At 69.2% G+C, this 24,913-nt stretch carries 22 protein-coding genes and 6 pseudogenes; 18 read left to right on the top strand and 10 right to left on the bottom strand.

Translation table 11 applies throughout. The features are described from left to right. Positions 1 to 68: 68 nt before the first annotated feature. The gene (locus ACFJI0_RS08600) at positions 69 to 1,058 is read left to right on the top strand and encodes a phosphotransferase enzyme family protein (RefSeq protein ID WP_382324307.1); all 990 of its coding nucleotides are present in this window, start codon (positions 69 to 71) and stop codon (positions 1,056 to 1,058) included. 160 nt (positions 1,059 to 1,218) lie between these two features. Continuing rightward, positions 1,219 to 2,214: an alpha/beta hydrolase family protein gene (locus ACFJI0_RS08595; RefSeq protein WP_382324305.1), complete on the top strand. Its 996-nt coding sequence runs from the start codon at positions 1,219 to 1,221 to the stop codon at positions 2,212 to 2,214. Positions 2,215 to 2,238: 24 nt separating this feature from the next. Here the strand turns inward: ACFJI0_RS08595 and ACFJI0_RS08590 are convergent, their stop codons facing one another. From ACFJI0_RS08590 to ACFJI0_RS08570, 5 genes are all read right to left on the bottom strand, one after another. Beyond that, positions 2,239 to 2,820: a malonic semialdehyde reductase gene (locus ACFJI0_RS08590; RefSeq protein WP_382158590.1), complete on the bottom strand. Its 582-nt coding sequence runs from the start codon at positions 2,818 to 2,820 to the stop codon at positions 2,239 to 2,241. Positions 2,821 to 2,851: 31 nt separating this feature from the next. Further along, positions 2,852 to 3,871, bottom strand: coding sequence for a Bug family tripartite tricarboxylate transporter substrate binding protein (locus ACFJI0_RS08585; RefSeq protein ID WP_382324303.1), 1,020 nt, complete (start codon positions 3,869 to 3,871; stop codon positions 2,852 to 2,854). Positions 3,872 to 3,935: 64 nt separating this feature from the next. Beyond that, complete coding sequence (locus tag ACFJI0_RS08580) at positions 3,936 to 4,379, bottom strand: nuclear transport factor 2 family protein (protein WP_382324301.1); 444 nt, start codon at positions 4,377 to 4,379, stop codon at positions 3,936 to 3,938. Between the two features lie 222 nt (positions 4,380 to 4,601). After that, the gene (locus ACFJI0_RS08575; protein WP_382158596.1) at positions 4,602 to 4,904 is read right to left on the bottom strand and encodes a Dabb family protein; all 303 of its coding nucleotides are present in this window, start codon (positions 4,902 to 4,904) and stop codon (positions 4,602 to 4,604) included. After that, positions 4,901 to 5,755, bottom strand: a complete 855-nt coding sequence (locus tag ACFJI0_RS08570; RefSeq protein WP_382158598.1) for an intradiol ring-cleavage dioxygenase — start codon at positions 5,753 to 5,755, stop codon at positions 4,901 to 4,903. Before ACFJI0_RS08570 ends, ACFJI0_RS08575 begins: the two co-directional genes overlap by 4 nt. Positions 5,756 to 5,858: 103 nt before the next feature. Here ACFJI0_RS08570 and ACFJI0_RS08565 point away from each other — a divergent pair, with 103 nt between their 5' ends. Genes ACFJI0_RS08565 through ACFJI0_RS08555 form a run of 3 tightly spaced genes read left to right on the top strand, consistent with a single transcriptional unit; the run spans position 5,859 to position 7,837 of the window. Further along, positions 5,859 to 6,788, top strand: a complete 930-nt coding sequence (locus tag ACFJI0_RS08565) for a LysR family transcriptional regulator (protein WP_382158600.1) — start codon at positions 5,859 to 5,861, stop codon at positions 6,786 to 6,788. Positions 6,789 to 6,813: 25 nt separating this feature from the next. Beyond that, positions 6,814 to 7,296, top strand: coding sequence for a GNAT family N-acetyltransferase (locus ACFJI0_RS08560; protein ID WP_382324299.1), 483 nt, complete (start codon positions 6,814 to 6,816; stop codon positions 7,294 to 7,296). Between the two features lie 22 nt (positions 7,297 to 7,318). Next, a complete protein-coding gene (locus ACFJI0_RS08555; protein WP_382324297.1) occupies positions 7,319 to 7,837 on the top strand; it encodes a class IV adenylate cyclase in 519 nt (172 codons plus the stop codon). Positions 7,838 to 7,839: 2 nt separating this feature from the next. Here the strand turns inward: ACFJI0_RS08555 and ACFJI0_RS08550 are convergent, their stop codons facing one another. Continuing rightward, positions 7,840 to 8,898 carry a maleylacetate reductase gene (locus ACFJI0_RS08550; protein ID WP_382324295.1) on the bottom strand — a complete coding sequence of 353 codons (1,059 nt, stop codon included), beginning with the start codon at positions 8,896 to 8,898 and terminating at the stop codon, positions 7,840 to 7,842. A gap of 172 nt (positions 8,899 to 9,070) precedes the next feature. On the opposite strand from ACFJI0_RS08550, the pseudogene ACFJI0_RS08545 reads away from it, so the two are divergent. Together ACFJI0_RS08545 and ACFJI0_RS08540 are read left to right on the top strand one after the other, a co-directional pair. After that, positions 9,071 to 9,788, top strand: a pseudogene (locus ACFJI0_RS08545) (3-oxoacid CoA-transferase subunit A). Further along, positions 9,785 to 10,428, top strand: a pseudogene (locus ACFJI0_RS08540) (3-oxoacid CoA-transferase subunit B). The pseudogenes ACFJI0_RS08545 and ACFJI0_RS08540 overlap by 4 nt, the downstream one beginning before the upstream one ends. Positions 10,429 to 10,435: 7 nt before the next feature. Here ACFJI0_RS08540 and ACFJI0_RS08535 read toward each other — a convergent pair. Beyond that, positions 10,436 to 11,359 (bottom strand): LysR family transcriptional regulator, encoded by a 924-nt coding sequence (locus ACFJI0_RS08535; protein ID WP_382324293.1) that lies wholly within the window; start codon positions 11,357 to 11,359, stop codon positions 10,436 to 10,438. 131 nt (positions 11,360 to 11,490) lie between these two features. On the opposite strand from ACFJI0_RS08535, the gene ACFJI0_RS08530 reads away from it, so the two are divergent. Together ACFJI0_RS08530 and ACFJI0_RS08525 are read left to right on the top strand one after the other, a co-directional pair. Continuing rightward, on the top strand, positions 11,491 to 12,483 hold the full coding sequence (locus ACFJI0_RS08530) for a tripartite tricarboxylate transporter substrate-binding protein (RefSeq protein ID WP_382324291.1): 993 nt from the start codon (positions 11,491 to 11,493) through the stop codon (positions 12,481 to 12,483). Between the two features lie 2 nt (positions 12,484 to 12,485). Beyond that, complete coding sequence (locus ACFJI0_RS08525) at positions 12,486 to 14,123, top strand: FAD-dependent oxidoreductase (protein ID WP_382324289.1); 1,638 nt, start codon at positions 12,486 to 12,488, stop codon at positions 14,121 to 14,123. Positions 14,124 to 14,133: 10 nt separating this feature from the next. Here ACFJI0_RS08525 and ACFJI0_RS08520 read toward each other — a convergent pair. The 3 genes and pseudogenes from ACFJI0_RS08520 to ACFJI0_RS08510 all read right to left on the bottom strand — a co-directional run bounded on the left by ACFJI0_RS08520 (position 14,134) and on the right by ACFJI0_RS08510 (position 17,294). Then, a pseudogene (locus ACFJI0_RS08520) lies at positions 14,134 to 14,971 on the bottom strand (shikimate dehydrogenase family protein). A gap of 2 nt (positions 14,972 to 14,973) precedes the next feature. After that, a complete protein-coding gene (locus ACFJI0_RS08515; RefSeq protein ID WP_382324287.1) occupies positions 14,974 to 16,278 on the bottom strand; it encodes an FAD-dependent oxidoreductase in 1,305 nt (434 codons plus the stop codon). A gap of 2 nt (positions 16,279 to 16,280) precedes the next feature. Beyond that, positions 16,281 to 17,294: a Bug family tripartite tricarboxylate transporter substrate binding protein gene (locus ACFJI0_RS08510; RefSeq protein WP_382324285.1), complete on the bottom strand. Its 1,014-nt coding sequence runs from the start codon at positions 17,292 to 17,294 to the stop codon at positions 16,281 to 16,283. Between the two features lie 73 nt (positions 17,295 to 17,367). On the opposite strand from ACFJI0_RS08510, the pseudogene ACFJI0_RS08505 reads away from it, so the two are divergent. The 9 genes and pseudogenes from ACFJI0_RS08505 to ssuC form a co-directional block, all read left to right on the top strand. Further along, positions 17,368 to 17,532: pseudogene (locus ACFJI0_RS08505) on the top strand (LysR family transcriptional regulator); the annotation flags it as partial. A 205-nt stretch (positions 17,533 to 17,737) separates the two neighbouring features. Continuing rightward, the gene (locus ACFJI0_RS08500) at positions 17,738 to 18,334 is read left to right on the top strand and encodes a LysR substrate-binding domain-containing protein (protein WP_382324283.1); all 597 of its coding nucleotides are present in this window, start codon (positions 17,738 to 17,740) and stop codon (positions 18,332 to 18,334) included. Between the two features lie 91 nt (positions 18,335 to 18,425). Continuing rightward, on the top strand, positions 18,426 to 19,439 hold the full coding sequence (locus tag ACFJI0_RS08495; RefSeq protein ID WP_382324281.1) for a sulfate ABC transporter substrate-binding protein: 1,014 nt from the start codon (positions 18,426 to 18,428) through the stop codon (positions 19,437 to 19,439). Positions 19,440 to 19,496: 57 nt separating this feature from the next. Beyond that, positions 19,497 to 20,083: pseudogene (ssuE, locus tag ACFJI0_RS08490) on the top strand (NADPH-dependent FMN reductase). A gap of 123 nt (positions 20,084 to 20,206) precedes the next feature. Continuing rightward, positions 20,207 to 21,241 (top strand): sulfonate ABC transporter substrate-binding protein, encoded by a 1,035-nt coding sequence (locus ACFJI0_RS08485; RefSeq protein WP_382158630.1) that lies wholly within the window; start codon positions 20,207 to 20,209, stop codon positions 21,239 to 21,241. Between the two features lie 142 nt (positions 21,242 to 21,383). Continuing rightward, a complete protein-coding gene (locus tag ACFJI0_RS08480; protein WP_382325576.1) occupies positions 21,384 to 22,346 on the top strand; it encodes a sulfonate ABC transporter substrate-binding protein in 963 nt (320 codons plus the stop codon). Between the two features lie 14 nt (positions 22,347 to 22,360). Further along, positions 22,361 to 23,627, top strand: a pseudogene (ssuD, locus tag ACFJI0_RS08475) (FMNH2-dependent alkanesulfonate monooxygenase). Continuing rightward, complete coding sequence (locus tag ACFJI0_RS08470) at positions 23,624 to 24,004, top strand: VOC family protein (protein ID WP_382324279.1); 381 nt, start codon at positions 23,624 to 23,626, stop codon at positions 24,002 to 24,004. The pseudogene ssuD and the gene ACFJI0_RS08470 overlap by 4 nt, the downstream one beginning before the upstream one ends. After that, complete coding sequence (gene ssuC / locus ACFJI0_RS08465; protein ID WP_291115351.1) at positions 24,001 to 24,891, top strand: aliphatic sulfonate ABC transporter permease SsuC; 891 nt, start codon at positions 24,001 to 24,003, stop codon at positions 24,889 to 24,891. The genes ACFJI0_RS08470 and ssuC overlap by 4 nt, the downstream gene beginning before the upstream one ends. The last annotated feature ends 22 nt before the right edge of the window (positions 24,892 to 24,913 follow it).

The following is a 24,913-nucleotide window of genomic DNA, read 5'->3' as shown; positions in this document are numbered from 1 at the left end:
CTTGCATTCTGCTTCATCGTGCAGCGACGGGTGCTTTGCGAGGCGCCGCCCCGCGCAGACAATGCGCCATGGCCCACGATCCCGACCTGATCCCCACCCACACGACCACAGCCCCCTCCTCCATCGCGCGCTGGGTGGCGCGGCACCACGGGCTGGAGGTGCGGCAATGCCACCTGATCCGCCGGGGCCTGAACGACAACTACGCCCTGCGGTCCACCGACGGCAGCCGCTGCGTGGCGCGCCTCTATTCCATCCGCCCGCGCGGCGACTTCAACGTCGAATTCGAAGCCTCGCTGCTCATGCACCTGAACGCCCAAGGCGTGGGCGTGGCCGCGCCGATGCTCACGGCGGACGGGCAAACGCACATCCCGCTTCAGTTCCCGGAAGGGCCGCGCGCGCTGGCGCTGTTCCGCCATGCCGAAGGCACCGTCCCCGACACACTGGAAGACATCGAGCTGACCGGCCGCACGCTGGCCCACATCCACGGGGTGGCTCGCGAATACGCAGGCCCGCCCAGCCGCTATACGCTGGACGGCCACCACCTCGCCGGCCGAACCCTGGGCTACCTGCAGGCCTACCCGGACCTGGACGCCGGTTTGCTCGAAACCTACAGCCAGGTGGTGCACCGCCTGCTGGACGAGCTGGCCGCCGCCGAAGGCGGGCTCACGCGCGTCGTCTGCCACGGCGACACGCACGGTTTCAACAACCACGTGCACACCGACGCGGCCGGCACCCGCAAGACGGTGTTCTTCGACTTCGACGATGCCGGCCCCGGCTTCCTGGCCTACGACCTGAGCGTGCTGCCCTGGTCGCACATGGTCCGCAAAAACCTCAAGGAGCCCGACGACACCCTGCGCGAGCGCTGGACGCACTACCTGCGCGGCTACCGCGAAGGCGGCGGCGAGGTGAGCGAGGCGGACCTGGCGGCATTGCCGCTGTTCCTGCAGCTGCGGCACCTCTGGAACCTGGGCGAGGCCGCCGGGCGGCTGCACCACTGGGGAACGAATTCGATGCCGGTGGACTGGATGCAGAAGCAGGGAGAGGTGTTCGAGGCCTGACGAGGGCTGGACATGCGCACCTGATGGACTGCGCTGGTTCCGCTGGCGCAGCACCGAGGGTGTTTGGCGAAGAGAATCCGCACTTCGTCGCAAGACGCGAGACCCGTGGACGCCCCGTCCAGATAATCGCGAACGTCATTCCAACCGAGGCTCGCGCCACATGAAAACGCTCAACACAAAACGGTTCTCCGTGGTCCTCACCCTGGCGCTGACCGGTGCCTGCGCCCACGCCGCCGGTTTTCAGCATGGATTCGCCGCGGACCCGGACGGCAAGCCACTCGAAATCGGCATCTGGTACCCGAGTTCGGCCGCGGTCCTGCCCGTGGCGATGGGCCCGACAACGATGAGCGTGGCCGTCAAAGGGCCGGTGCAAGGCAAGGCACTGCCGCTGGTGTTGATCTCGCATGGCACTGGCGGCTCGTTTCTCGGGCACTTCGATACGGCCATGGCGCTGGCCGACGCCGGCTTCGTGGTGGCGGCCGTCACGCACACGGGCGACAACTACGCGGATCAGAGTCGCGCCGTCGACATCATGGACCGGCCCCGACAGATCAGCCGGGTGATCGATCACATGCTGGCGAGCTGGGATGGTCGTGCGGCGATCGACCCGGCGCGCGTCGGCATGTTTGGCTTCTCCGCCGGCGGCTTCACCACGCTCGCGAACATCGGTGGGGTGCCCGACTTTTCAAAGATCGAACCGGTGTGCCGCCAATACCCCGGCGACTTTGCATGCCAGCTCCTGGCGAAAAACGGCGGCAGCAACGTCACCCCGCCCGCCGCGTCCGCCATCGCCAACGCGGCGGACCCTCGGATCAAGGCCGCAGTGGTGGCCGCACCAGCGCTCGGCTTCAGCTTCGCACCCGATGGGCTCAAGAACGTCAAGGTCCCCGTGCAGCTCTGGCGCGCCGAGGACGATGCCATCCTTCCACATCCGCGCTACGCCGAAGCGGTGCGGCTCGCATTGCCGCAGGCACCGGAGTACCACCTTGTCCCCAAGGCCGGACACTTTGACTTCCTGGCACCGTGCAGCAGCGCGCTGGCGTCGATCGCACCCCCCATTTGCACCAGCGCTCCAGGTTTCGATCGGGTCGAGTTTCATGCCCGCTTCAATGCAGCGGTCGTCGGATTTTTCAGCATGACACTGCGGGCGCATTGATCCCGTGCGCGACGACCGCCGCGCTCAAAGCACCTGACAAGCCTGCTCGAAACTCAAGCGAGCATTGCGGTCGAACACCTTGCCATCCCCGTACCCGAGGTTGATCAGGAAGTTCGCGCGCCAGCGCCCGTCGGGGAAGAACTCGGCGTTCACCTTGGCCAGGTCCACGCCGCTCATGGGTCCGCAGTCCAGACCCAGCGCGCGCGCCGCGATGATGAAGTACGCCCCGCCCAGCGTGCTGTTGCGGGTGGCCGTGGCTTCGCTCAGCGCGGGGTTGCTCTCGAAGTTTTCCTTCGCGCCTTCACGGTGCCACACCTGGGGCATGAACTCGTGGAAGCGGGTGTCGGCACACACGATGACCGTGACCGGTGCCACGCGCGTCTTGTCGAGGTTGCCCGGCGAGAGCGCGGGCAGCAGGCGCGCGCGCGCCTCGGGCGTCTTGAGGAACACGTAGCGCGCCGGCTGCGTGTTCATCGAGGTCGGCCCCATGCGGGCAATGTCGTACACCTGCTTGAGCAGCTCGTCGGGCACGGGCTTGTCGAGGAAGGTGTTGGCGGTGCGCGCCTTGAGGAAGATCTGGTCGAGGGCTAACGCGTCGAGGGTCATGGTGTGAGGCAGAAAGTAGAAGAAGGAAAACTCAGTCCAAACTGATGTTGGCGGCCCTGATGAGGCCGGTCCAGCGCTGCACGTCCCGTGCCAGCATGGTCTTGGTGTCGGCCACGCTGATTTTCATGGGCGAACCGCCCGCCTTGCGGAAGGTTTCCTGAAGCTCGGGCGTGGCGATGATTTTCGCCAGTTCGGTGCGCAGCCGCGCCAGCACCTCGGGCGGGGTCCTGCTGGGCGCGAAGTAACCGAACCACGATTCCAGCTCCAGCTTGACGGTGCCGGACTCGTTGATGGTCTGCACCGTGGGCTGCATGGGGTTGCGTTCGGCGCTGGAGACCGCGATGGCCTTGAGCTTGCCGGTGTCCACGTGCGCGCGGGTGGTGGGCGTGAGGTCGAAGAACAGGTCCACGCGGTCGCCGAGCAGGTCGGCGTACGCCGGCTGCGCGCCCCGGTAGGGCACGTGCACGATGTCCACGCCCGCCAGGCTCCAGAGCGCGGCGGCGATGACGTGCTGGCCCGAGCCGTTGCCGGCCGAGGCGTAGGTGAGCTTGCCGGGGTTGGCCTTGGCGTAGGCCACCAGGCCGGCCAGGTTGTTGAACGGCAGGCTGTTGCGGCCGAGCAGCGTGTAGCTGTAGCTCACGGCCAGGCCCACGGGTTCGAAGTCCTTGAGGCTGTCGTACGAGAGGTTCTTGTACAGGCCCATGTTCAGGACCATGTTCGACACCGAGCCGGTGAGCAGGGTGTAGCCGTCGGGCGCGGCCTTGGCGGCGGCGTCGGTGCCCACCACGGTGCCCGAGCCGGTGCGGTTCTCCACCACCACGGGCTGGCCGAGCGGCTGGGCGAGGCGGTCGGCGAGCGCGCGGCCCACGAAGTCGAAGCCACCACCGGGCGGTTGCGGCACGATCACGCGCAGGGGCCGGTTGGGGTAGTCGGCCTGCGCCCAGGCGGCGGCCGGGGCCAGGGAAGCGAGGGCGGCGGCCGGCACGGCGGCGAGCAGTTGGCGGCGAAGCGGCGAAGCCGGTCCCCCGCACGTCGGATCGAGTGCGTTCATGTCTTGTCTCCTTGTTGTGGTGTCTGACGCGGTTGGACAGCGGCCCGCGCCCGCCGCATGAAACTCAGCCCGGGTTCACTTCGCGCTCCAGCTCGCCGCCGGCCAGCCAGCGCGCGCCACGGCGGTAGAGCTCGTCCACCTCGAGGCCCTTGAGCATGGGCATGTCCATCTTCACCGTGTAGCCGATGCGGGTCTGGATGTAGGCCAGGTGGCGGTAGCCCTCGGGCATCCTGGCCAGGGATTCCTGGTCGAGCGCGAGCACGGCGGTGGAATCGATCGGGTCGATGCGGTCTTTTTCGTAGATGGGCTGGCGGTGCAGCAGCTTCCACTCGCCTTTTTCGCGCACCACGAAGTCGTAGAAGCGGCCGGTGCAGACCACGTCGCACATCACGGGGCCGTTGGCGCCGTCGACCATGCCGCGCTGCGAGATGGTCATCTTGGTCTGCGCGATGGCGCGGTCGCCCGCCACCTCGATCGCCGAGCCGCCCAGGAAGTGCAGGATGCTCACGCCCTTGGCCCAGCCTTCCTGCGTGACGCGGATGAAGTCGGCGAACGGTCCCTGGAACCAGGTCGGCCATCATCACGCCCCGGGGGTGCCACACGGTGGCGAAGCGCTCCCAGTCGCCGGCGTCGCGCCACACGGCCCAGCGCTCCACCATCTGCCGGATCAGCAGTTCGTCTTTGAGTTGTTGTTCGATCATGGCTTGTCTCCTCGGGGGGTTGCGGTGATTCAAAGGGTTTCGAAGTCGACCTGGTGGCGCGCGGTGCGCACGCCCTCCAGTTCGTGGCGCACGCGGGTGTGCGCGGGGTGGTGGGCGTAGTCGTCGAGGGCCTGGCGCGACTCGAATTCGGCGTAGAGCACGGCGTCGCAGGCGTAGTCCACGCCGCTTTCGTCCAGGCCGATCTCCAGCCGCAGCAGGCCGGGGATCTGCTCGCGCAGGCCTTCGAAGGCGCGTTTGAGCCGCTGCGCGTTGTGCGCCTTGGCCACGGCGGTCTCGCCGTGCACGTTCCACATGACGATGTGTTTGATCATGTGGCGCGTGCGGCGGTGGCGGGCTGGGCCCGGTTGAGCACGAAGTCGAAGTCCAGCGTGTGGGTGCCATCGGGCTGCCGCACCCAGTCGGCCACCAGGGACTGGCGCACGCCGAACACCACATCCGAGTCGAGGTACTCGCCACCGTCGCGGAACACGTGCGTCACCAGCGTTTCGTAGCCGGGCGCCTGGATCATGAAATGCAGGTGCGCCGGGCGCCAGGGGTGGCGGCCGGTGGCGCGCAGCATGTCGCCCACCGGGCCGTCGTCGGGAATCGGGTACGGCTCGGCCACCACGCTCTGGAAGTGGAAACGCCCGTCGGGGCCGCTGCGCAGCACGCCCCGGCCCTGGGCCTCGGGCAGGTCGGTGCGCTGCACGTCGTACATGCCGTCGGCGTCGGCCTGCCACACGTCGATCACGGCATCGGCCACCGGCGTGCCGTCGAGCCCGCGCACGCTGCCGCGCACCAGGCAGGGCGTGCCGGCCGCGCCGTTGGCCACGTCGGCGCCGTGCTCGTAGTGCGGCGCGCCTTCCACGTGGAAGGGCCCGAACACCGTGGCCTCGGTGCAGCCGGCGGGCTTGTCGTTGTTCTGCGCCACCGTCAGCATGGACAGGCCGAGCACGTCCGAGAGCAGGATGAATTCCTGCCGCTGGTTGGTGCATTTGTGGCCGGTGGCGGTGAGGAAGTCGATGCCGGCCTTCCACTCGGCCTCGGTCAGCTTCACTTCGCGCGCGAAGGCGTGCAGGTGCTGCACCAGGCTGGTCATGATCTGTTTGAGGCGCGGGTCTGGCGTGTTCGCCATGCGCGCGAGCACCGCCTGGGTGATGTTGTACTGGTCGAGGTTTCTCAAGCGTGGTCTCCGGGAGTGCCGGCACAATGTACGGCCTTGGGAGACCCCGAAAAAGACCTGAGACAAAAATGACTTTTTCGTCAGGCGCAACAAAGAGGAGACCATGGACCGCTGGACCGAGATCGAACTGTTCGTGCAGGTGGCCGAGACCGGCAGCCTGAGCCGCGCGGCCGAGCTGCTCAATTTGTCCAACGCCAGCGCGAGCCGCCACCTGGCCGCGCTGGAGACGCGCCTGGGCGTGCGCCTGGTGGAGCGCAACACGCGCCGCCTCTACCTCACCGACACGGGGCAGGAGTTCTTCCAGCGCTCGCGCGCCATCCTGGCCGACCTGCGCGACGCCGAGTCCACCGTGAACGCGGCCGCGCTCAACCCCACCGGCGTGCTGCGCGTCACCGCCTCGCTCTCGTTCTCCATGCACCACATCGCGCCGCTGCTGCGCGAGTACACCGAGCGCTACCCCAATGTGTCGGTGCACGTGGAGGCGGCCAACCGCTACCTGGACATCATCGACAACAACATCGATGTGGCGATCCGCAACCGCGAATACGAGCCCGACTCCAACATCACCATCCGCCGGCTCGCGGGCACGCGGCGCATCCTCACGGCGTCGCCAGCCTACCTGTCGCGCCACGGCGTGCCGCGCACCATCGACGACCTGCACCGGCACAAGCTGCTGATCTACACGCACGCCAACAACCCCAACGAACTGCGCTTCACGCGCGGCGACGAGCAGCAGACCGTCAACGTGAAGGGCCTGCTGGAGAGCAACGACGGCCAGATCCTGCGCGCCGCCGCGCTCGACGGCATGGGCATCCTGGTCCAGCCCAGCTACATCGTCTACGACGACATCGTCGCCGGCCGCCTGGTGCCCATGCTCGACGACTGGGATCTGCCCCGCCTCACCGTCAACCTGGCCTACCCCAGCCGCAAGCACCTCAGCGCCAAGGTGCGCACCTTCATCGACTTCATGGCCGCGCACTTCGAGAAGATGGACTACGAGCGCAAGTGGACGGGCCGCTTCTCCGTCTACTGACCGTCTCTCAGAGCGCCATCGAACGATGAACATCCGCCCTTTCCAGCCCGGCGACGAAGCGGCCCTCTACCGCGTGCACCGCGAGGCCATCCACCGCGTGGCTTCGCGCGACTACACGCCCGAGCAGGTCCAGGCCTGGGCGCCGGACCGGCAGGACCCGGGGCCGTGGGCCATCAAGATGCGCCGCCTTCGGCCCTTCGTGGCCGAGGTCGATGGCGTGATCGCCGGCTACGCGGACCTGCAACCCAGCGGCTACATCGATCACTTCTTCGTGTCCGCCGACTTTCCTCGCCAGGGGGTGGGCCGCCGCCTCATGGAGCGCATTCACGAAGAGGCGGCCCGCCAGGGCCTCACCGAACTCACGGCGGACGTCAGCCGAACCGCGCAGCCCTTCTTCGCCCGCTTCGGGTTCGAGGTCGTGGAGCAGCGCTTTCCCGTGCGCGCGGGTGTCATCATCCCGAACGCCTTGATGCGCAAACTCCTTGCACCACCCCAGGCCGCGGCCTGACCACCCCGCCATCGCCCCCACCATGCCGAGAAACGTCGAGATCAAAGCCCGCCTGGACAACTTCAGCGCCGTCGCCGCCAAGGCCGCCGCCATGGCCGACCACGGCCCCATCGCCATCGCGCAGGACGACACTTTCTTCCGCTGCGACAACGGCCGCCTCAAGCTGCGCGTGTTTTCAGAAACGGAAGGCGAGCTGATCTTCTACCGCCGCACCGACCGGCAAGGCCCCAAGGAATCGTTCTACGTGCGCTCACCCACCGCCAGCCCGGCCAGCCTGCGCGAAGCCCTCGCGCTGGCGCACGGCGAGATCGGCCGCGTCATCAAGGACCGCACGCTGTACCTGCTGGGGCGCACCCGCATCCACCTCGACAAGGTGCAAGGCCTGGGCGACTTCCTCGAACTGGAGGTGGTGCTCGAAGACGGCGAACCGCTGGAAGCCGGCGTGCGCGAAGCGCACCGGCTGATGACCGACCTCGGCATCGCGCCCTCGCAGCTGGTGTGTGGGGCGTATGTGGATCTGCTGGCGCAGGGCCAGCGCTAGCCTCAGGAAGGCCGCGTGCCCTCGAACGCATCCTGCAGCAAGCGCCGGATCGCCCCCGCCTCCAGCGGCCTCGGGTTCGGGTACTGGTTGCTCATCGCGATCTCGCAGGCCTTGTCCAGGTCTTGTGCCTTCATGCCGATATCCTTCAGCGCCACCGGCGCGCCGTTGGCCTTGGCGAGGTCGTGCACCGCCTGCGCCGCGCTCGCGCCGCCCAGGGCGCGGCGGATGCGTTCCATGGCTTGCGGGGCCGCCGCCGCGTTGTAGGCCAGGGCGTGCGGCAGCACGATGGTGTGCGTCTCGGCGTGCGGCAGGTTGAAGCTGCCGCCCAGGGTGTGGCAGAGCTTGTGGTGCAGGGCCATGCCCACCGCGCCGAGCACGGTGCCGCAGAGCCAGGCGCCGTACAGTGCGTCGGACCGCGCCTCGGCGTCCGCCGGCTGCGCGCGGATGCGCGGCAGCGCGCGGCCCAGCGCGGCGATGCCCTCTTCGGCCATGAGGTCGATGATGGGGTTGGCGTCGGTCGCGTACAGGCCTTCGGCCGCGTGCGCGATGGCGTTGATGCCGCTGGTCACGCTCATTGCCACGGGCAGGCCCAAAGAGAGTTCGGGGTCGTAGATCACCGTGCGCGGCAGCACGCGCGGGTCCTTGCCGGTTTTCTTCAGGCCGGCTTCGGTGATGCCGTAGATGGGCGTCATCTCCGAGCCCGCGTAGGTGGTGGGGATGGCGACGATGGGCAGGCCCGAGTCGAGCGCGATGGCCTTGCCCAGGCCGGTGGTGGAGCCGCCGCCGATGGCCACGGCGCAGTCCGCGCCCAGCTGGCGCGCCACCTCGCGGGCTTCGCGCGCGGTCTCGATCGGCACGTGCATCACCGCGCGGTCGAAGATGCCGGCGGCGCGCGCGCCGAGCAGTTCGGCCACGCGTTCGGCCGAGGCGCGTTGCTCGGGCGTGCTGAGCACCAGCGCGCGCGCCGCGCCCAGGGCGTCCATTTCGCGCGGCAGCTGGGCCAGCGAGCCGGCACCGAAGACCACGCGCGCCGGCAGGTTCTGGTAGACGAATGATTTCATGCCTTTTTGTCCCTATCTTGATGCGTCGTTCCCCGCGATGATCGCAGCCTATCCGGGCCCGGGTGCCTTTCGGGTCACCTGAAAATCAGTTTTCCGCAGAGGGAAATGTGGACACGAAATGGCGGGCCTTTCGCTGACAAAATGCGCGGGCACCCCCTGAAGGAGAACTTCCGTGATCAACAAGATCGCCGCCTCGGTCGCCGAGGCGCTCACCGGCATCGAAGACGGCGCCACCGTGCTCATCGGTGGTTTCGGCACCGCTGGCATTCCCGGTGAACTCATCGACGGCCTGATCGACCAGGGCGCGCGCGAGCTCACCGTGGTCAACAACAACGCCGGCAACGGCGACACCGGCCTGGCCGCGCTGCTCAAGGCCGGGCGCGTGCGCAAGGTCATCTGCAGCTTCCCGCGCCAGGCCGACAGCCATGTGTTCGACGCGCTCTACCGCAGCGGCCAGCTCGAACTCGAGCTGGTGCCGCAAGGCAACCTGGCCGAGCGCCTGCGCGCCGCCGGCGCCGGCATCGGCGCCTTCTTCACGCCCACCGGCTTCGGCACCGAACTCGCGAAGAACGCCGACGGCAGCGCGAAGGAAACGCGCGTGATCAACGGCAAGCCCTATGTGCTGGAGTACCCGATCTTCGGCGACGTGGCGCTCATCAAGGCCGAGCGCGGCGACCGCTGGGGCAACCTCACTTACCGAAAGGCCGCGCGCAACTTCGGCCCGGTGATCGCCACCGCCGCGAAGCGCACCATCGCCAGCGTCTACGGGATCGCCGAACTCGGCAGCTTCGACCCCGAAGGGGTGGTAACGCCCGGCATCCACGTGAGCGCCATCGTGCAGATCCCCCCGCGTGCGCACGCAGGCCGGTGGTTTCAAGGAGGCCGCATGAGCTACACGAGAAGAACCAAAGACGAACTCGCGCGCCGCGTGGCGCAGGACATCCACGACGGCGCCTACGTGAACCTGGGCATCGGCCAGCCCACGCTGGTGGCCAACCGCCTGCCCCCGGGCATCGAGGTGGTGCTGCACAGCGAGAACGGCATCCTGGGCATGGGCCCGGCGCCGGCCGCGGGCGAGGAAGACTACGACCTGATCAACGCCGGCAAGCAGCCGGTGACGCTGCTGCCCGGCGGCGTGTTCTTCCACCACGCCGACAGCTTCGCCATGATGCGTGGCGGCCACCTGGACATCTGCGTGCTCGGCGCCTTCCAGGTCTCGGCCACCGGCGACCTCGCCAACTGGAGCACCGGCGAAGCGGGCTCCATCCCGGCCGTGGGCGGCGCGATGGACCTGGCATCGGCGCCAAGCAGACCTGGGTGATGATGGACCTGCTCACCAAGCAGGGCGCGAGCAAGGTGGTGGCGCAGTGCAGCTACCCGCTCACCGGCATCGGCTGCGTCAAGCGCATCTACAGCGACCTCGCCACGCTGGCGTGCACGCCGCAAGGTCTGAAGCTGATCGACAAGGTCGAGGGCCTGGACCACGCCGAACTCGAAAAGCTCGTGGGCCTGCCGATCGCGGCGGCCTGAACGTCCTTCAGCGCAGCGCGGCCTTGTGCAGCGGCAGGGGCGCCGCGCGCAGGGCCTCCAGCTGCTCGCGCGCGATCTGCAGGAACGCGGTGCCCAGGCGCGAGAGCGGACGGTGCCGGTTGCGCACCGCGAAGATCGGAAACGTGGGTGAACCCGGCAGCGCCGTGAACACCAGGCCTTCGGGCCGGTGGGCGCGGGCCGAGAGGTCGTCCACGAAGGCCACGGCCGCGCCGGTGGCCGCCACCGAACACGCGGCCAGGCCCGAGCGCACCTCGGCCGCCACGTTGCGCGCCACGCCGTGCGATTCGATCCAGTGGTCGATCACCGCGCTTTGCGGTGCCTCCGGGCTGTAGACCACGAGGCGGCCGGCCAGCACCTCGGCCAACGACGGCTTGGCCCTCTTCAGCAGCGCATGGTCGGCGGGCAAGGCGCAGAGCAGCTCCCAGCGGCCGATCTCCTCGATGTCCAGCGCCGGGTGGTCCAGCGGCGCGCTGGAGATGGCCACGTCGGCCTCCTCCGTCACCAGCAGCTTGACGATCTCGCGCGTGGGCAGCGACTCGAACAGCACGCGCGCGGTGGTGGCCTGGCCGACCAGCGCGGCGATGCAGCGCGGCACCAGCTGCAGTGCGGTGTTGGCGCTGGAGAGCACGCGCAACGTGGTGCGCGTGCCGAAGCGCAGGTGAGCCGCCACGTCGCGCACGTGCTGCACGCCCCGGTAGACCTTCTCGATTTCCTCCTGCAGCTCGCGCGCCTCGGCCGTGGGCACCAGCCGGCCGCTGCGGCGCTCGAACAGGGCCACGCCCAGCTGCAGCTCCAGGTGGCGCACCAGGCGGCTGATGCCCGGCTGCGAGACGTGCAGCAGCCGCGCGGCCTCGGTGGTGGAGCCGGTGGTCATGACGGCGCGGAACACCTCGATCTGACGCAGGTTCATGGGCCGCATTGTCGCCCACGCATAACCCCGTGTTATTCAGAACTGGCGGAAAAGTATTGGATCGTATGGAGCGGCCCTCCTAGCATCCCCCCACTCGGCCCGAACACCGGGATTCATTCAGGAGACAAGACATGTTCAAGCTTCACCGGCGCGCCCTGGCGCGCACCGCCCTCGCCACCGCGCTGTGCTCGACCGCCCTGCTGGCCCAGGCCCAGGCACCAGCGGCCTGGCCCAGCAAGCCCGTCACCCTCACCGTGGGCTTCGCCGCCGGCGGCTCGGCCGACATCCTGGCGCGCGCCATCTCGCAGAAACTCACCGGCGCGCTCGGCCAGCCCGTGGTCGTCGACAACAAGCCCGGCGCGGGCGGCACCATCGCCGCCGCCGCGGTGGCCTCGGCCACGCCCGACGGCCACACCCTGCTGCTGGTGACCAGCGGCCACGCCGGCAGCGGCGCGCTCTACCCCACGCTGCGCTACGACCCGATCAAGGCCTTCACCCCGGTGATCAAGCTCGCGGCCACGCCGGTGGTGGTCGTGGTCCCGGCCGCCCAGCCCTGGAAATCGCTCAGCGAACTGCTCGACGCCGCGCGCAAGGCGCCCGGCACGCTGAACTACGCCGCCGGCGGCGGTGGCGCGACCACCACCGCGCTGGCGGCCGAGTTCCTGAAGAAGGACACCGGCACCGACATGGTCCAGGTGCCCTACCGAGGCTCCGGCCCGGCGCTCACCGCGCTGCTCTCGGGCGAGGTGCAGGTCGGCTTCGAGATTCCCTCCAGCGCCCTGCCCCACATCCAGTCGGGCAAGCTGCGCGCGCTGGCCGTGACCACCCGCACCCGCAGCACCGCGCTGCCCGACGTGCCCACGGTGATCGAACAAGGCATCCGCGACTTCGAGGTGATCGGCTGGTTCGGCGTGCTGGCGCCGGCGGGCACCCCCGCCGCCGTGGTGGAGCGCCTGAACCGCGAGCTCAACGCCGCGCTGCAACAGCCCGAGCTGCGCGAGCGCCTGAGCGGTCTGGGCCTGGAGTCCGGCGGCGGCACGCCGGCCGAGTTCCAGAAACTGATCGGCTCGGACACGCAGCGCTACGGCGAAGCGATCCGCCGCATGGGCATCAAGGTGGAATGAGCATGGCGGTGGTGGCAGGCGGTTGGACAACGGAGGTCGCCATCGTCGGTGGTGGCCTGGGTGGGGTGTCGGCGGCGCTGGCCGCGCTGCGGCTGGGCCGGCGCGTGGTGCTGGTGGAGGCGATGCAGTGGCTCGGCGGGCAGCTCACGGCTCAGGCCGTGCCGCCCGACGAGTACCCCTGGATCGAATCGCTGCAGGCCTCGCAGAGCTACGCGCAGCTGCGCCGCGCCATCCGCGAGCACTACCGCCTGCACCTGCCCCTCACCCCCGAGGCCCGGCGCGCGCTGTGCCTCAACCCCGGTCAGGGCAATGTGAGCACCCTGTGCCACGAGCCCTGGGTGGCCGCGAAGGTGATCGACGAACTGCTCGCGCCCTGGGAACACGATGGCCGGTTGCGCGTGCTGCGCCAGCACCGCGTGCAACGCGCGCACAGCGAAGGCGACCGGCTCAGGGCGCTGGAACTGCGCGACCTGCGAACGGGCCGCGAGAGCGTGCTGCAGGCGCCGCTGTTCATCGACGCCACCGAAACCGGCGAGCTGCTGCAACAGGCCGGCGTGGAACACGTGCTGGGCGCCGAGGCGCAGTCGGCCACGCAGGAGCCCCATGCCCTGGCGCAGGCCGACCCCATGGACCAGCAGGCCGTGACCTGGTGCTTCGCCATGGAGCACCGCCCGGGCGAGCACCACGTGATCGACCAACCCGAAGGTTACGAGCGCTTCCGCACCCTGCAGCTCGACTGCTGGCCCAACGCCCAGTACAGCTGGACGCTGTCGGACTTCGTCACCCACCAGCCGCGCACCCGCGCCCTGTTCGCGGGCGACACCGACGCGCCCGGCGTGTACGACCTCTGGCACGCGCGCCGCATCGCCTGGCGCGGCCACTTCCAGCCGGGGGCCTACGAGAGCGACATCACGCTGGCCAACTGGCCGCAGATGGACTATTGGGAGAAGCCGCTGATCGGCGTGTCCGAGGCCGAGGAGCAGCACGCGCTGCGGCAGGCCAAGCAGTTCAGCCTGGGCTTCTTCTACTGGATGCAGACCGAGGCCCCGCGCCACGACGGCGGCGTGGGCTACCCGGGCCTGCGCCTGCGCGGCGACGTGCTGGGCACCGAAGACGGCATGGCCCAGCAGGTCTACTGGCGCGAAGGCCGGCGCATCCAGGCCGAGTTCACCGTGCTCGAACAGCACATCGGCGTGGCCGCGCGGCCGGGGCAGGACGGCGCGGAGCGCTTCTTCGACAGCGTGGGCATCGGTGCCTACCGCATCGACCTGCACCCCAGCACGCGCGGGCGCAACACGGTGGACATCGACGCGTACCCGTTCCAGATCCCGCTGGGCGCCCTGCTGCCGCAGCGGGTGGACAACCTGCTGCCGGCCTGCAAGAACCTCGGCACCACGCGCGTCACCAACGGCGCCTACCGCGAACACGCCACCGAATGGAGCATCGGCGAAGCCGCCGGCTCGCTCGCCGCCTTCGCCTTGCAACGGGCCGAGCCACCGCGCGCGGTGCGCGCCAAGCCGGAGCTGCTGCAGGACTTCCAGCGGCTGCTGCAAGCGCAAGGTGTGCTGCTGGAGTGGCCGCGCTTCGGCGCCCTCACCCCGCTGCTGCGCACCGGCTACCAGCACGCCGCCCGCGCGTGAGCGGCGGGCCTCAGTAGGCCAGCCGCGCGGTCGCGCGCAGCTGGTCCGCCGTCGCCGTGGGCAGGCCGAAGAATTCCAGGTAGGCCGGGATCTGCTCGAACAGCATGTCGGTGCCGATCTGCACCGGGCAGCCCCGGGCCCGCGCGGCCTGCAGCAGCGACGTCATCTCGGCTTTCATCACCACCTCGCCCACCAGCGTGTCGGGCGAGAGGCGGTCCACGTCCAGCGGCAAGGGGTCGCCCGCGTTCATGCCCAGCGGCGTGGCGTTGACCACGAGGTCGAAGCCTTGGGGGTCCTTGCTGCCCACACGCACCCGCAACGCCGGGTGGTGCTGGCGCAAGCGATCGGCCAGGGCCTGGGCCGAGGCGGCGTTCGCGTCGAACAAGGCCAGCGTTGCGCACGCCCGCGCCGGCCAGCGAGGCCGCGATGGCGCAGCCCACGCCGCCGCTGCCCACCACCAGCGCGCTCGCGCCCGCCAGCGGCAGCCCCTTGCGGCGCACGCCGCGCACGAAGCCTTCGCCGTCGAACATGTCGCCCACCAGGCGGCCGTCCTCGGTGCGTTTGACCGCGTTGCAGGAGCCCGCCACCTTCACGGCCACGCTGGCCTCGTCCAGCAGCGCCAGGGTGGCGACCTTGTGCGGCATGGTGATGAGCGCGCCGCGCGTGTTCTCCAGCGCGAACAGGCCGCGCATCAGCACGCTGAAATACTCGGGCCGGCAGTCCATGGGCATCACCAGGGCGTTGATGCCGACTGCTTCGAAATGCGGGTTGTAGATCATCGGCGACTTGACCGTGTGGGTCGGGTGGCCGATGAGGGCGATCAGCTCGGTGCGGCCATCGATGCGCACGCTCAACCGCCCACCAGGGAACCCTGCGCGACCAGGCTGGCGCGCAGCGCCGCCGCGTCCACCGCGCGCACGTCGGGCGCGCCCTCGGCCTGGCAGGCCATGGCGGCGGCGGTGCCGGCCGCCTGGCCGACCGCCATCGAGATCGTCATCACGCGGATGGCGGCCAGCGCCGCGTGCGTGGCCGAGATGCCGCGCCCCGCCACCAGCGCGTTCGACAGGCCGGTGGGGATCAGGCTGCGGTAGGGAATCTGGTATGCGTGGTCTTCGCCCAGGCCCGAATAGATCAGCTCGCCGCCCGCGGCGGGGTGGATGTCGATCGGGTAGGCGCCACAGGCGATGCCGTCGGCGAAGCTCGTGGGCTGCAGCAACTCCTCGGCGGTGAGCACGTGGTCGCCCTGCACGCGCCGCGTCTCGCGGATGCCGACCTGGGTGGCGAAGGCCTGCAGGCGGCCGCCCTCGCAGCCGGGCACGGCGCGGCGCAGGTAGGCCGCGGCCTTCCAGGCCTGGCGGCGGCCGTCGATCTCGGCGCGGCTGAGCGCGCTGGCGTCGGTGGCGTCGATGCCCAGGCGGCTGATGTTGAACCAGCCGTCGTGGGAGTACGGGTCGCGCGACGAGTGCAGCGCGGCCCGCGCCAGCTCGCCGCTTTCATAACCCTGGCGCGCCAGGGCCTGCACCTCGGCCGGCGCCAGCGCGTCGAAGCGCGCGAAGTCGATCGGGCCAAAGCGGAACATCATGGTGGCCGGCTGCAGGGCATCGCCCGCGTCCAGCTCCAGGAAGTCCGCGCCCGCGCGGTGCAGCACGTCGATGTCGCCCGAGGTGTCGATCACCACGCGCGGGTTCACCTCGATCACGCCGCTCTTGGTGAGCAGGCGCACGGCCTGGATGCGATCGCCTTCGCGCACCACGTCGCACACCTGGGCGTGCAGCATGGGCTGCACGCCGGCTTCGGTCACGAGGTCGTCGAGCACCAGCTTGAGCACCTCGGGCGCGTACTCCACCCGGTCCATGCGGTGGCCGGTGGACATCACGAAGACCTCGTGCTCGCCGGCCGCCTGGTAGGCGCGCAACCGCTCCACCACCTCGCTGGCCAGCCCGGCGATCACGCGGCGGCCGTTCTCGGTCTGCCAGCTGTTGAACTGGGCCACGGCCCCGCCGGTGGCGTTGCCGCCCAGGAAGCCGTAGCGCTCCACCAGCAGCACCGAAGCGCCCTGGCGCGCCGCGGCCACGGCCGCCATGGTGCCGGCGACACCGCCGCCGCACACCAGCACATCCACCGTCATCGGTGCCCGTCCGTTGGCAGGGCTCACGTTCACTCCGCCTTGATGCCACGCGCCTTGATCACGGCGGCGTAGCGCTCGGTCTCGGCCTTCATGAACTTCACGGTCTCCGCGCGGCTCTGGCTCACCGGCGACACGGCCAGCGTGGCGAAGCGGCTCTTCACCGCGTCCGAGGCCAGCGCCTGGGCCAGCAGCTTCTCGAGCTTGGTCAGGCCGTCGGCGGGGATCGAGTCCTTGGGCGCGAACAGCGCGGCCCAGCCCTGCACTTCCAGGCTGGGCTGGTTGAGCGAGCGGAAGGTGGGCACGCCCGGCAGCTCCGGCACTTCCTTCGGCGAGGACACGGCCAGCGCGCGCAGGCGGCCCGAGCGGATGTTCGCGATCACGCTGGGCAGGTTCAGGAAGCCCAGCGAGACCAGGCCGCCCATCAGGTCGGGCATGAGCGCGCTCTCACCCTTGTAGGGCACGGGGGTGATCGTGGTGCCGGTCTGGCTGGCGAAGATTTCCGAAGCCAGGTGGGCCAGCGTGCCGTTGCCGCTGTTGCCCGCCATGAGCTGGCCGGGCTTGGCCTTCGCTTCGGCGACCACGTCGGCGAAGCTCTTGAGCGGCGAGTTGGCCGGCACCACCAGCACCAGCGGCTGGGCCGAGACCATGCCCACGGCGTCGAAATCGCGCGCCACGTCGTAGCCGATGTTGGGGATCAGCGAGGGATTGATCACCATGCTGTTGCTGCCCATCAGCAGGGTGTGGCCGTCCTTGCTCTGCGCGGCGGCGTTCACGCCCACGGCGCTGCCCGCGCCGGGCTTGTTCTCCACGATCACGCCCTGGCCCAGCTGGGCGGCGAACAGCTCGGCCAGCACGCGCGCCGAGCTGTCGGCACCGCCACCGGGGGCGAAGGGCACGATGATGCGCACGGGGCGCGAAGGCCAGGCCGACTGCGCGAGCACGCCCTGTGGCCAGACGGCGGCGGCACAGCCCAGGGCGGCGGCGCCCGAGAGCAGCGTGCGGCGGCGGACGAGGGGCGAGGAAGAAGCGGAAGGCGAGGTCATGTGTTGTCTCCAGGATCGGTGTCGGAAGCCGGCATCGTAGAAACGGACCCCCTAACAGGCAAATACCAATTCGATGGCATGCAATAACATGCTGTTATCGATTGGAAGGAAGGCCATGAACCTGCGACAGATTGAGGTGTTCCGAGCCACCATGTTGACCGGATCCACCGCCGACGCGGCCCGGCTGCTGCACGTCTCGCAACCCGGCATCAGCCGCATGATCGGCCACATCGAGCTGCAGCTCGGCGTGAGCCTGTTCGAGCGCGGCAAGGGCCGGCTCAAGCCCACGCCCGAGGCCCACGCGCTGTACGCCGAGGTGGAGCAGGTCTACCGGGGCGTGCAGCGCATCGACGCGCGAGCCCAGGCCCTGAAGTCCGGCGGCGGCCTGGCCGTGCGCGTGCTGCGCCACGCCCAGCCTGCTGCTGGAAATCATTCCCGAGGCGGTGTCCTCGCTCTCGGCCCGCTACCCGGACTCGCGCTTCTATGTGGAATCGCAGCTGGTGCGCGAGATGGTGCGCCTGCTCTCCATCGGCGAGGCCGACGTGGGCTTCAGCAGCCTGCCCATCGACCACCCGCCCCTGGTCACCGAAGCCATCGGTTCGTGGTCGCTCAGTTGCGTGTTCCAGAAAGGCCACCGCTTCGAGCAGGAAAGCGCGGTCTCGCTGCGCGAGATCGTGAAGGAGCCGCTGATCGCCTTCAGCCCCGACACGCCGCAGGGCCGCATGGTGGCCCAGGCCTACCCGCGCGCGATCGACCCGGGCCGTCAGCGCATCGAGGTGCGCTCGGGCCAGGTGGCCTGCGCGCTGGCGGCGGCCGGCGCGGGCGTGGCGGTGGTCGACAGCCTGACCGCGCGCGCCTGGCCGCACGACCGGCTGGCCTTCCGCCCGGTGCGCAAGGCGCCGTCGACCCAGGTCTTCATGGTGCGCAACCCCCACTTCCCGGCCTCCACGCTGGAGCAGGCCCTGGTCGAGCGCGTCCGCCAGGGCTTTCGCGCGCTCCGGCGCGGCCCGGCGGAAGGAAAAACCGGCTCAGATGTTTAAGTAATAAACAACCAAAAAACCATTCGTTCCTTATCCGTGGCTTTGAAAGGATCATCCGGCATCCCTTCAACGCATCCCCATGAGGAACGACATGACCACCCGCCGCCAACTGATCCAGGCCTTCGCCGCCACCGCCCTCACCGCCAGCGCGCTTTCCGCCGTGGCCCAGCCGGCGCCGGTGACGCTGCTCAACGTGTCGTACGACCCGACGCGCGAGCTCTACGTCGAGTACAACGCCGCCTTCGCCAAGGCCTGGAAGGCCAAGACCGGTCAGGACGTGACCATCAAGCAAAGCCACGGCGGCTCGGGCAAGCAGGCCCGCTCCATCATCGACGGCCTGGACGCCGACGTCGCCACCCTGGCCCTGGCCGGTGACACCGACGCCCTGCACGACAACGGCAACTGGATCCCCAAGGACTGGCAGAAGCGCCTGCCGCTCAACAGCTCGCCCTACACCTCCACCATCGTGCTGGTGACCCGCGCGGGCAACCCCAAGAACATCAAGGACTGGGACGACCTGATCCGCCCCGACGTCAAGGTCATCACCCCCAACCCCAAGACCTCCGGCGGCGCGCGCTGGAACTACCTGGCCGCCTGGGAATTCGCCAAGCGCAAGTACGGCAGCGACGACAAGGCCAAGGAGTTCGTGGGCAAGCTGTACGCCAACGTGCCCGTGCTCGACACCGGCGCGCGCGGCTCGTCCATCACCTTCGCGCAGCGCAACCAGGGCGACGTGTTCATCTCCTGGGAAAACGAGGCCTACCTGCTGGAGAAGGAATTCGGCAACAAGGTGGACTTCGTCTACCCCTCGCTGTCCATCCTGGCCGAGCCCGCCGTGACGGTCGTGGACAAGAACGTGGACAAGAAGGGCACGCGCGCCGTGGCCCAGGCCTACCTGGAGTTCCTGTACACCGAAGAGGCGCAGGACATCATCGGCAAGCACTTCTACCGCCCGACCTCGGCCAAGGCCCAGGCCAAGTACGCCAAGCAGCTGCCCAAGCTCAACCTGTTCAAGATCGAAGACGCCTTCGGCGGCTGGGACAAAGCGGCCAAGGTGCACTTCGCCGACGGTGGCAGCTTCGACCAGATCTACACCAAGAAGTAAGAAGAAGCCTTCGCGCTGCCACCCACAAGAACGAACGACCCTTCAGGGAAACACACCGTGTCCATTCTCTTGATCGCAGGCAGCCCGTCCGAGCACTCGCGCTCGGCGGCGCTGCTCGATGCGGTGTCCCAACGGCTGGGCCTGCGCCACGCGCTGATCGAACGCCTGCACATCCGGGACCTGTCTCCCCAGGCCCTGCTGCTGGCGGACGTGGGCCACAAGTCCATCCGCTCCGCGCTGAGCCAGGTGGAGACCGCGCGCGCCGTGGTCGTGGCGCACCCCGGTCTACAAGGCCGCCTACAGCGGCGTGCTCAAGGTCTTCCTGGACCTGCTGCCGCAATCCGCCCTCAAGGGCAAGGTGGTGCTGCCGCTGCGCCACCGGCGGCAGCCCGCACCACATGCTCGCGCTCGACTACGCGCTGCGCCCCGTGCTGCAGTCGCTCGCGGCGCGGCACATCCTCCCCGGGGTCTACGCCACCGATGCGCAGATCCCGAAGGACACCGAAGGCCAGTACCACGTCGGCACCGAAATCGGTGACCGGCTGGACGACGCCGTGAACACCCTCCTCCACGAAGGCCTGCGAATGCCGGTCACGGCCGGGTTCGCGCCCGTGCCGTTCGCCCAGGTGCGATGTAGCGTCTGAGCCGCCGCGAGCCGGGACCACCCGGCCGATCTCGCCCGCATCCCCATTCGTTTTTTTCAGCCACCGCGCGGGTGGCCTTGACGGCCGTTGCCTGCGCCTTCGTCACAGACAGAGGAATTGATCATGAGTGAACTGTTTCAACACCACCCCGAGGCCGGCGTGCCGGTCGAGCCCACGCGTTTCAGCCGCCTGAAGCAATGGGCCATCGGCTTCCTGGTCTTCGTCATCGCCGCCTTCGGCCTGGCCCTGCTGTTGCTGCCGGTGCCCGAAGCGAAAGCGCAGACCAAGGGCGAGCTGCGCATCGGCTACCAGAAGTCGGCCAGCCTGTTCGTGCTGCAGAAGGCGCAAGGCACGCTGGAGAAGAAGCTCGCCCCGCTGGGCTTCGGCGTGAAGTGGGTCGAGTTCCCGGCCGGCCCGCAGCTGCTCGAAGGCCTCAACGTCGGCGCGGTGGACGTGGGCTACGTGGGTGAAGCCCCGCCCATCTTCGCGCAGGCCGCCGGCGCGCAGTTCGTCTACTTCGGCTACGACCCGGCCGCGCCGCGCGCCGAAGCCATCCTCGTCACCAAGGACTCGCCCATCAAGTCGGTCGCCGACCTCAAGGGCAAGAAGGTCGCGCTCAACAAGGGCAGCAACGTGCACTACCTGCTGGTGAAGCAACTGGAAAAACACGGCCTGAAGATCACCGACATCACGCCGGTCTACCTCGCCCCGGCCGATGGCCGCGCCGCCTTCGAAAGCAAGAACGTGGACGCCTGGGTGATCTGGGACCCGTTCCAGGCCGCCGCCGAAAAAGCCACCGGCGCCCGCGTGCTGGCCGACGGCACGGGCAACGTGGTCAACAACTACCAGTACTACCTGGGCGCGCGCAACTTCGTCAGCAAGAACCCCAAGGTGATCGAAGCCCTGTTCGAGGACTCCGTGGCGCAAGGCATCTGGCTCAAGAAGAACCTGCGCCAGGCCGCCGAACTCATCGCGCCGCTGCAAGGCCTGCCGGTCGAAGTGGTCGAACTCGCGCTGCAGCGCTACGAGTTCAACGTCAAGCCGATCACGCCCGCCGTGGCCGCCGACCAGCAAAAGATCGCCGACACCTTCTTCGAACTCAAGCTGATCCCCAAGGCGATCAAGGTCAACGAAGCCGTCGTCGTCGCCCAGCCCTGAGACCTGCGCCATGTCCAAGCCCTTCAGTGCGGCCGACCTGCGCCGCCACATCGCCCAGCTGCTGGCCGTCACCGCGGCCTCCTGGAGCATCGCCGCCGCGAAAGCGCGCAGCGTCCTGACCCCTTCAACGAACACCACCGCCATGACCTTCGATGTCTCCAACCGCCGCCGCTTCGTCCTCTCGGGCGTGGGCGCCGCCGCCCTCGCCTCACTGCCCAGCCTGCCCGCGCAGGCCCAGCAGACCAACCGCGTGTTCCGCGTCGGCCACCAGAAAGGTTTCCTCAGCCTGCTCAAAGGCCGGGGCACGCTGGAACAGCGTCTCGCCCCCCTGGGCGTGAAGATCAGCTGGACCGAATTCACCGCCGGCCCGGTGCAGCTCGAAGCGCTCAACGTCGGCTCGATCGACTTCGGCGACGTGGGCGAAGCCCCGCCCATCTTCGCGCAGGCCGCCGGCGCGCCGCTGGCCTACGTGGCCGCCACCGTGCCGCGCCCCGCCACCGAAGCCGTGCTCGTGCCCAAGGACTCGGCCATCAAGAGCGTGGCCGATCTCAAGGGCAAGAAGGTCGCCTACAACAAGGGCTCCAACGTGCACTACTTCCTGGTCAAGCTGCTGGAGAAGAACGGCCTGAAGTACGAGGACGTGCAGTCCGTCTTCCTGCCGCCGGCCGATGCGCGCGCCGCCTTCGAGAAAGGCGCCGTGGACGCCTGGGTGATCTGGGACCCGTTCCTGGCCGCCGCCGAAGTGGGCCTGAACGGCCGCATCCTGGCCGACGCCACCGGCGTGGTGAACAACCGCGCCTACTACTTCTCCACGCTGGACTACGCGGCGAAGAACGCCGACGTGATCAAGATCGTGATCGAGGAGATCAACAAGCTCGACCAGTGGGGCAGCGCCAACCGCGACGCGCTGGCCGCCGAGTTCGCGCCGCTGTGGGGCCTGCCCAAGCCGGTGGTGGACCGCTCGGTGACCCGCCAGGTCTACGGCACCGGCCCGATCACCAAGGCCATCCTGCAGGAACAGCAGGTCATCGCCGACACCTTCTTCAACCTCAAGCTGATCCCCAAAAAGATCAACGTGCTCGAGGCTGCGGTCAACGCAAGTTAAGGAGCAACACGGTCATGGGTCTCAACATCTTCTGGTTCATCCCTACCCACGGCGACAGCCGTTACCTCGGCACGGCGCAGGGCGGGCGGCAGCTCAACCACGACTACCTCAAGCAGGTGGCGCAGGCGGCAGACAGCCTGGGCTACGAAGGCGTGTTGATTCCCACCGGCCGTTCCTGCGAAGACCCCTGGGTCGTCGCCGCCAGCCTGCTGCCGGTGACGCAGCGGCTCAAGTTCCTGGTGGCCGTGCGCCCCGGCCTGCACCAGCCGGCGCTGGCCGCGCGCATGGCCGCCAGCTTCGACCGCCTCTCCAACGGCCGCCTGCTCATCAACCTCGTCACCGGCGGCGACCGCGCCGAGCTCGAAGGCGATGGCGTGTTTCTGGACCACGCGCAGCGCTACGAGCAGTCGGCCGAGTTCATCCGCATCTGGCGCGAGATCCTCACCCGCAGCCACGAAGGCGAGACCTACGACTTCGACGGCCAGCACCTGCAGGTCAAAGGCGCCAAGCTGTTCTTCCCGCCGCTGCAGCACCCCCACCCGCCGGTGTACTTCGGCGGTTCCTCGGAAGCCGCGCACGAACTCGCGGGCGAACAGGTGGACACCTACCTCACCTGGGGCGAGCCGCCGGCCGAGGTGGCGAAGAAGGTGGCCGACGTGCGCGCCCGCGCCGCGAAACACGGCCGCACGGTGAAGTTCGGCATCCGCCTGCACGTGATCGTGCGCGAGACCGACGCCGAGGCCTGGGCCGCCGCCGATGCGCTCATCAGCAAGCTCGACGACGACGTGGTGAACCGCGCGCAGGCCGCGTTCGCCAAGATGGATTCCGAAGGCCAGCGCCGCATGGCCGCATTGCATGCCGGTGGGGCCAAGCGCACCCGCGCCGACCTGGAGATCAGCCCCAACCTGTGGGCCGGCGTAGGCCTGGTGCGCGGCGGTGCCGGCACCGCCCTGGTGGGCGACCCCGAGACCGTGGCCGCGCGCATCCAGGAGTACGCCGAGCTGGGCCTGGAGAACTTCATCTTCTCGGGCTACCCGCACCTCGAAGAAGCCTACCGCTTCGCCGAACTCGTGTTCCCGCTGCTGCCGCGCAAGCTGCGCGAGAAGCTGCCTGGCCCCGCGCTCACCGGCCCGTTCGGCGAAACCGTGCGCCAACGTATTCGTTCCCACCCCTGCGGCGCTGCGCGCCACCCCCTCCAGGGGGCAACACCAGCGGCCCGGCGAAGCCGGTTCCGCGGTGTCTCTGGAAGAGACCTCTGCAAGCGTCACGGAGTTGCCATGACCATCCATTCCATCCACCACGTGCAGCTTGGCTTCCCCGCCGGCCAGCAGTCGCTGGTGCGGCACTTCTACGGCGAACTGCTGGGCTTGAAGGAATTCCGCCTGGGCGGCACCGGCAACGCGCTGCGCTTCTACGCCGCCTCGCAGCGCGTGGACCTCGTGCCCGTGCCGAACTGGGCCCCGCCGCCCTCGCCTTCGCGCCTGGCCTTCGAAGTGCAGAACCTGCCCGGCTTTCGCGCCAAGCTGCTCGACGCCGGGCTGGAGCTGGACGAAACCCGTCCGCTGCCCGGCCACCTGCGCTTCTTCGTCAACGACCCCGCGGGCAACCCGCTGGAGTTCCTCGAACCCGACCATTCGCCACAAGGGAGCGCCGCATGACGCAGGCCCAGGCCCAAACCCTCCGCGAGGCCCCGGTGACGCCGGTGCCCGACACCATCGACGCGCCCGGCTGGGGCCTGCTGCCCGGCCGTGGCGCCGGTGCCTTCCTCGGCCCGCTGCTGCGCGGCCTCTGGCAGCGCTTCCTGCCCTGGCTGGTGCCAGTGCTGCTGGTGGTGCTGTGGCAGCTCTCGTCCTCGCTGGGCTGGTTGTCCACGCGCGTGCTGCCCGCGCCGCTGGACGTGGTCGCCGCGTTCTGGACACTGGCCGTCTCGGGCGAACTCTGGACCCATGTGAAGGTGAGCGCCGGCCGCGCCCTGATCGGCCTGGCCGTCGGCGGCGGCCTGGGCCTGGCGCTGGGCCTGCTCACCGGCTCGGTGCGCTTCTTCGAAACGCTGCTGGACTCCAGCATCCAGATGGTGCGCAACATCCCGGCGCTCGCGCTGATCCCGCTGGTGATCCTGTGGTTCGGCATCGACGAGGTCGCGAAGCTCTTCCTCATCGCAGTGGCCGTGTTCTTCCCGATCTACCTCAACACTTTCCACGGCATCCGCAACGTGGACCCGGGCCTGATCGAGATGGGCCGCACCTACGGCCTCTCGCGTTGGGGCCTGTACACGCAGATCATCCTGCCCGGCGCGCTGTCCTCCATCCTGGTCGGCCTGCGCTTCTCGCTCGGCCTGATGTGGGTGATCCTGATCGTGGCCGAGACCATCTCGGCGCAGGCCGGCATCGGCTACCTCACGATGAACGCCCGCGAGTTCCTGCAGACCGACATCGTGCTCGTCGGCATCCTGCTCTACGCCGCGCTCGGCAAGCTGGCCGATGTCTTCGCGCGCGGCCTCGAACGTTACTGGCTGCGCTGGCACCCCGGTTACCAGAACCCCTGAACCCCATCCAACGAGAACGACC

Source organism: Hydrogenophaga sp. UC242_53, assembly GCF_042696965.1.
Lineage (GTDB): Bacteria > Pseudomonadota > Gammaproteobacteria > Burkholderiales > Burkholderiaceae_C > Hydrogenophaga.
The sequence above is the reverse complement of the archived record's forward strand: the minus strand, read 5'-3'. Positions and strand labels throughout refer to the sequence as shown.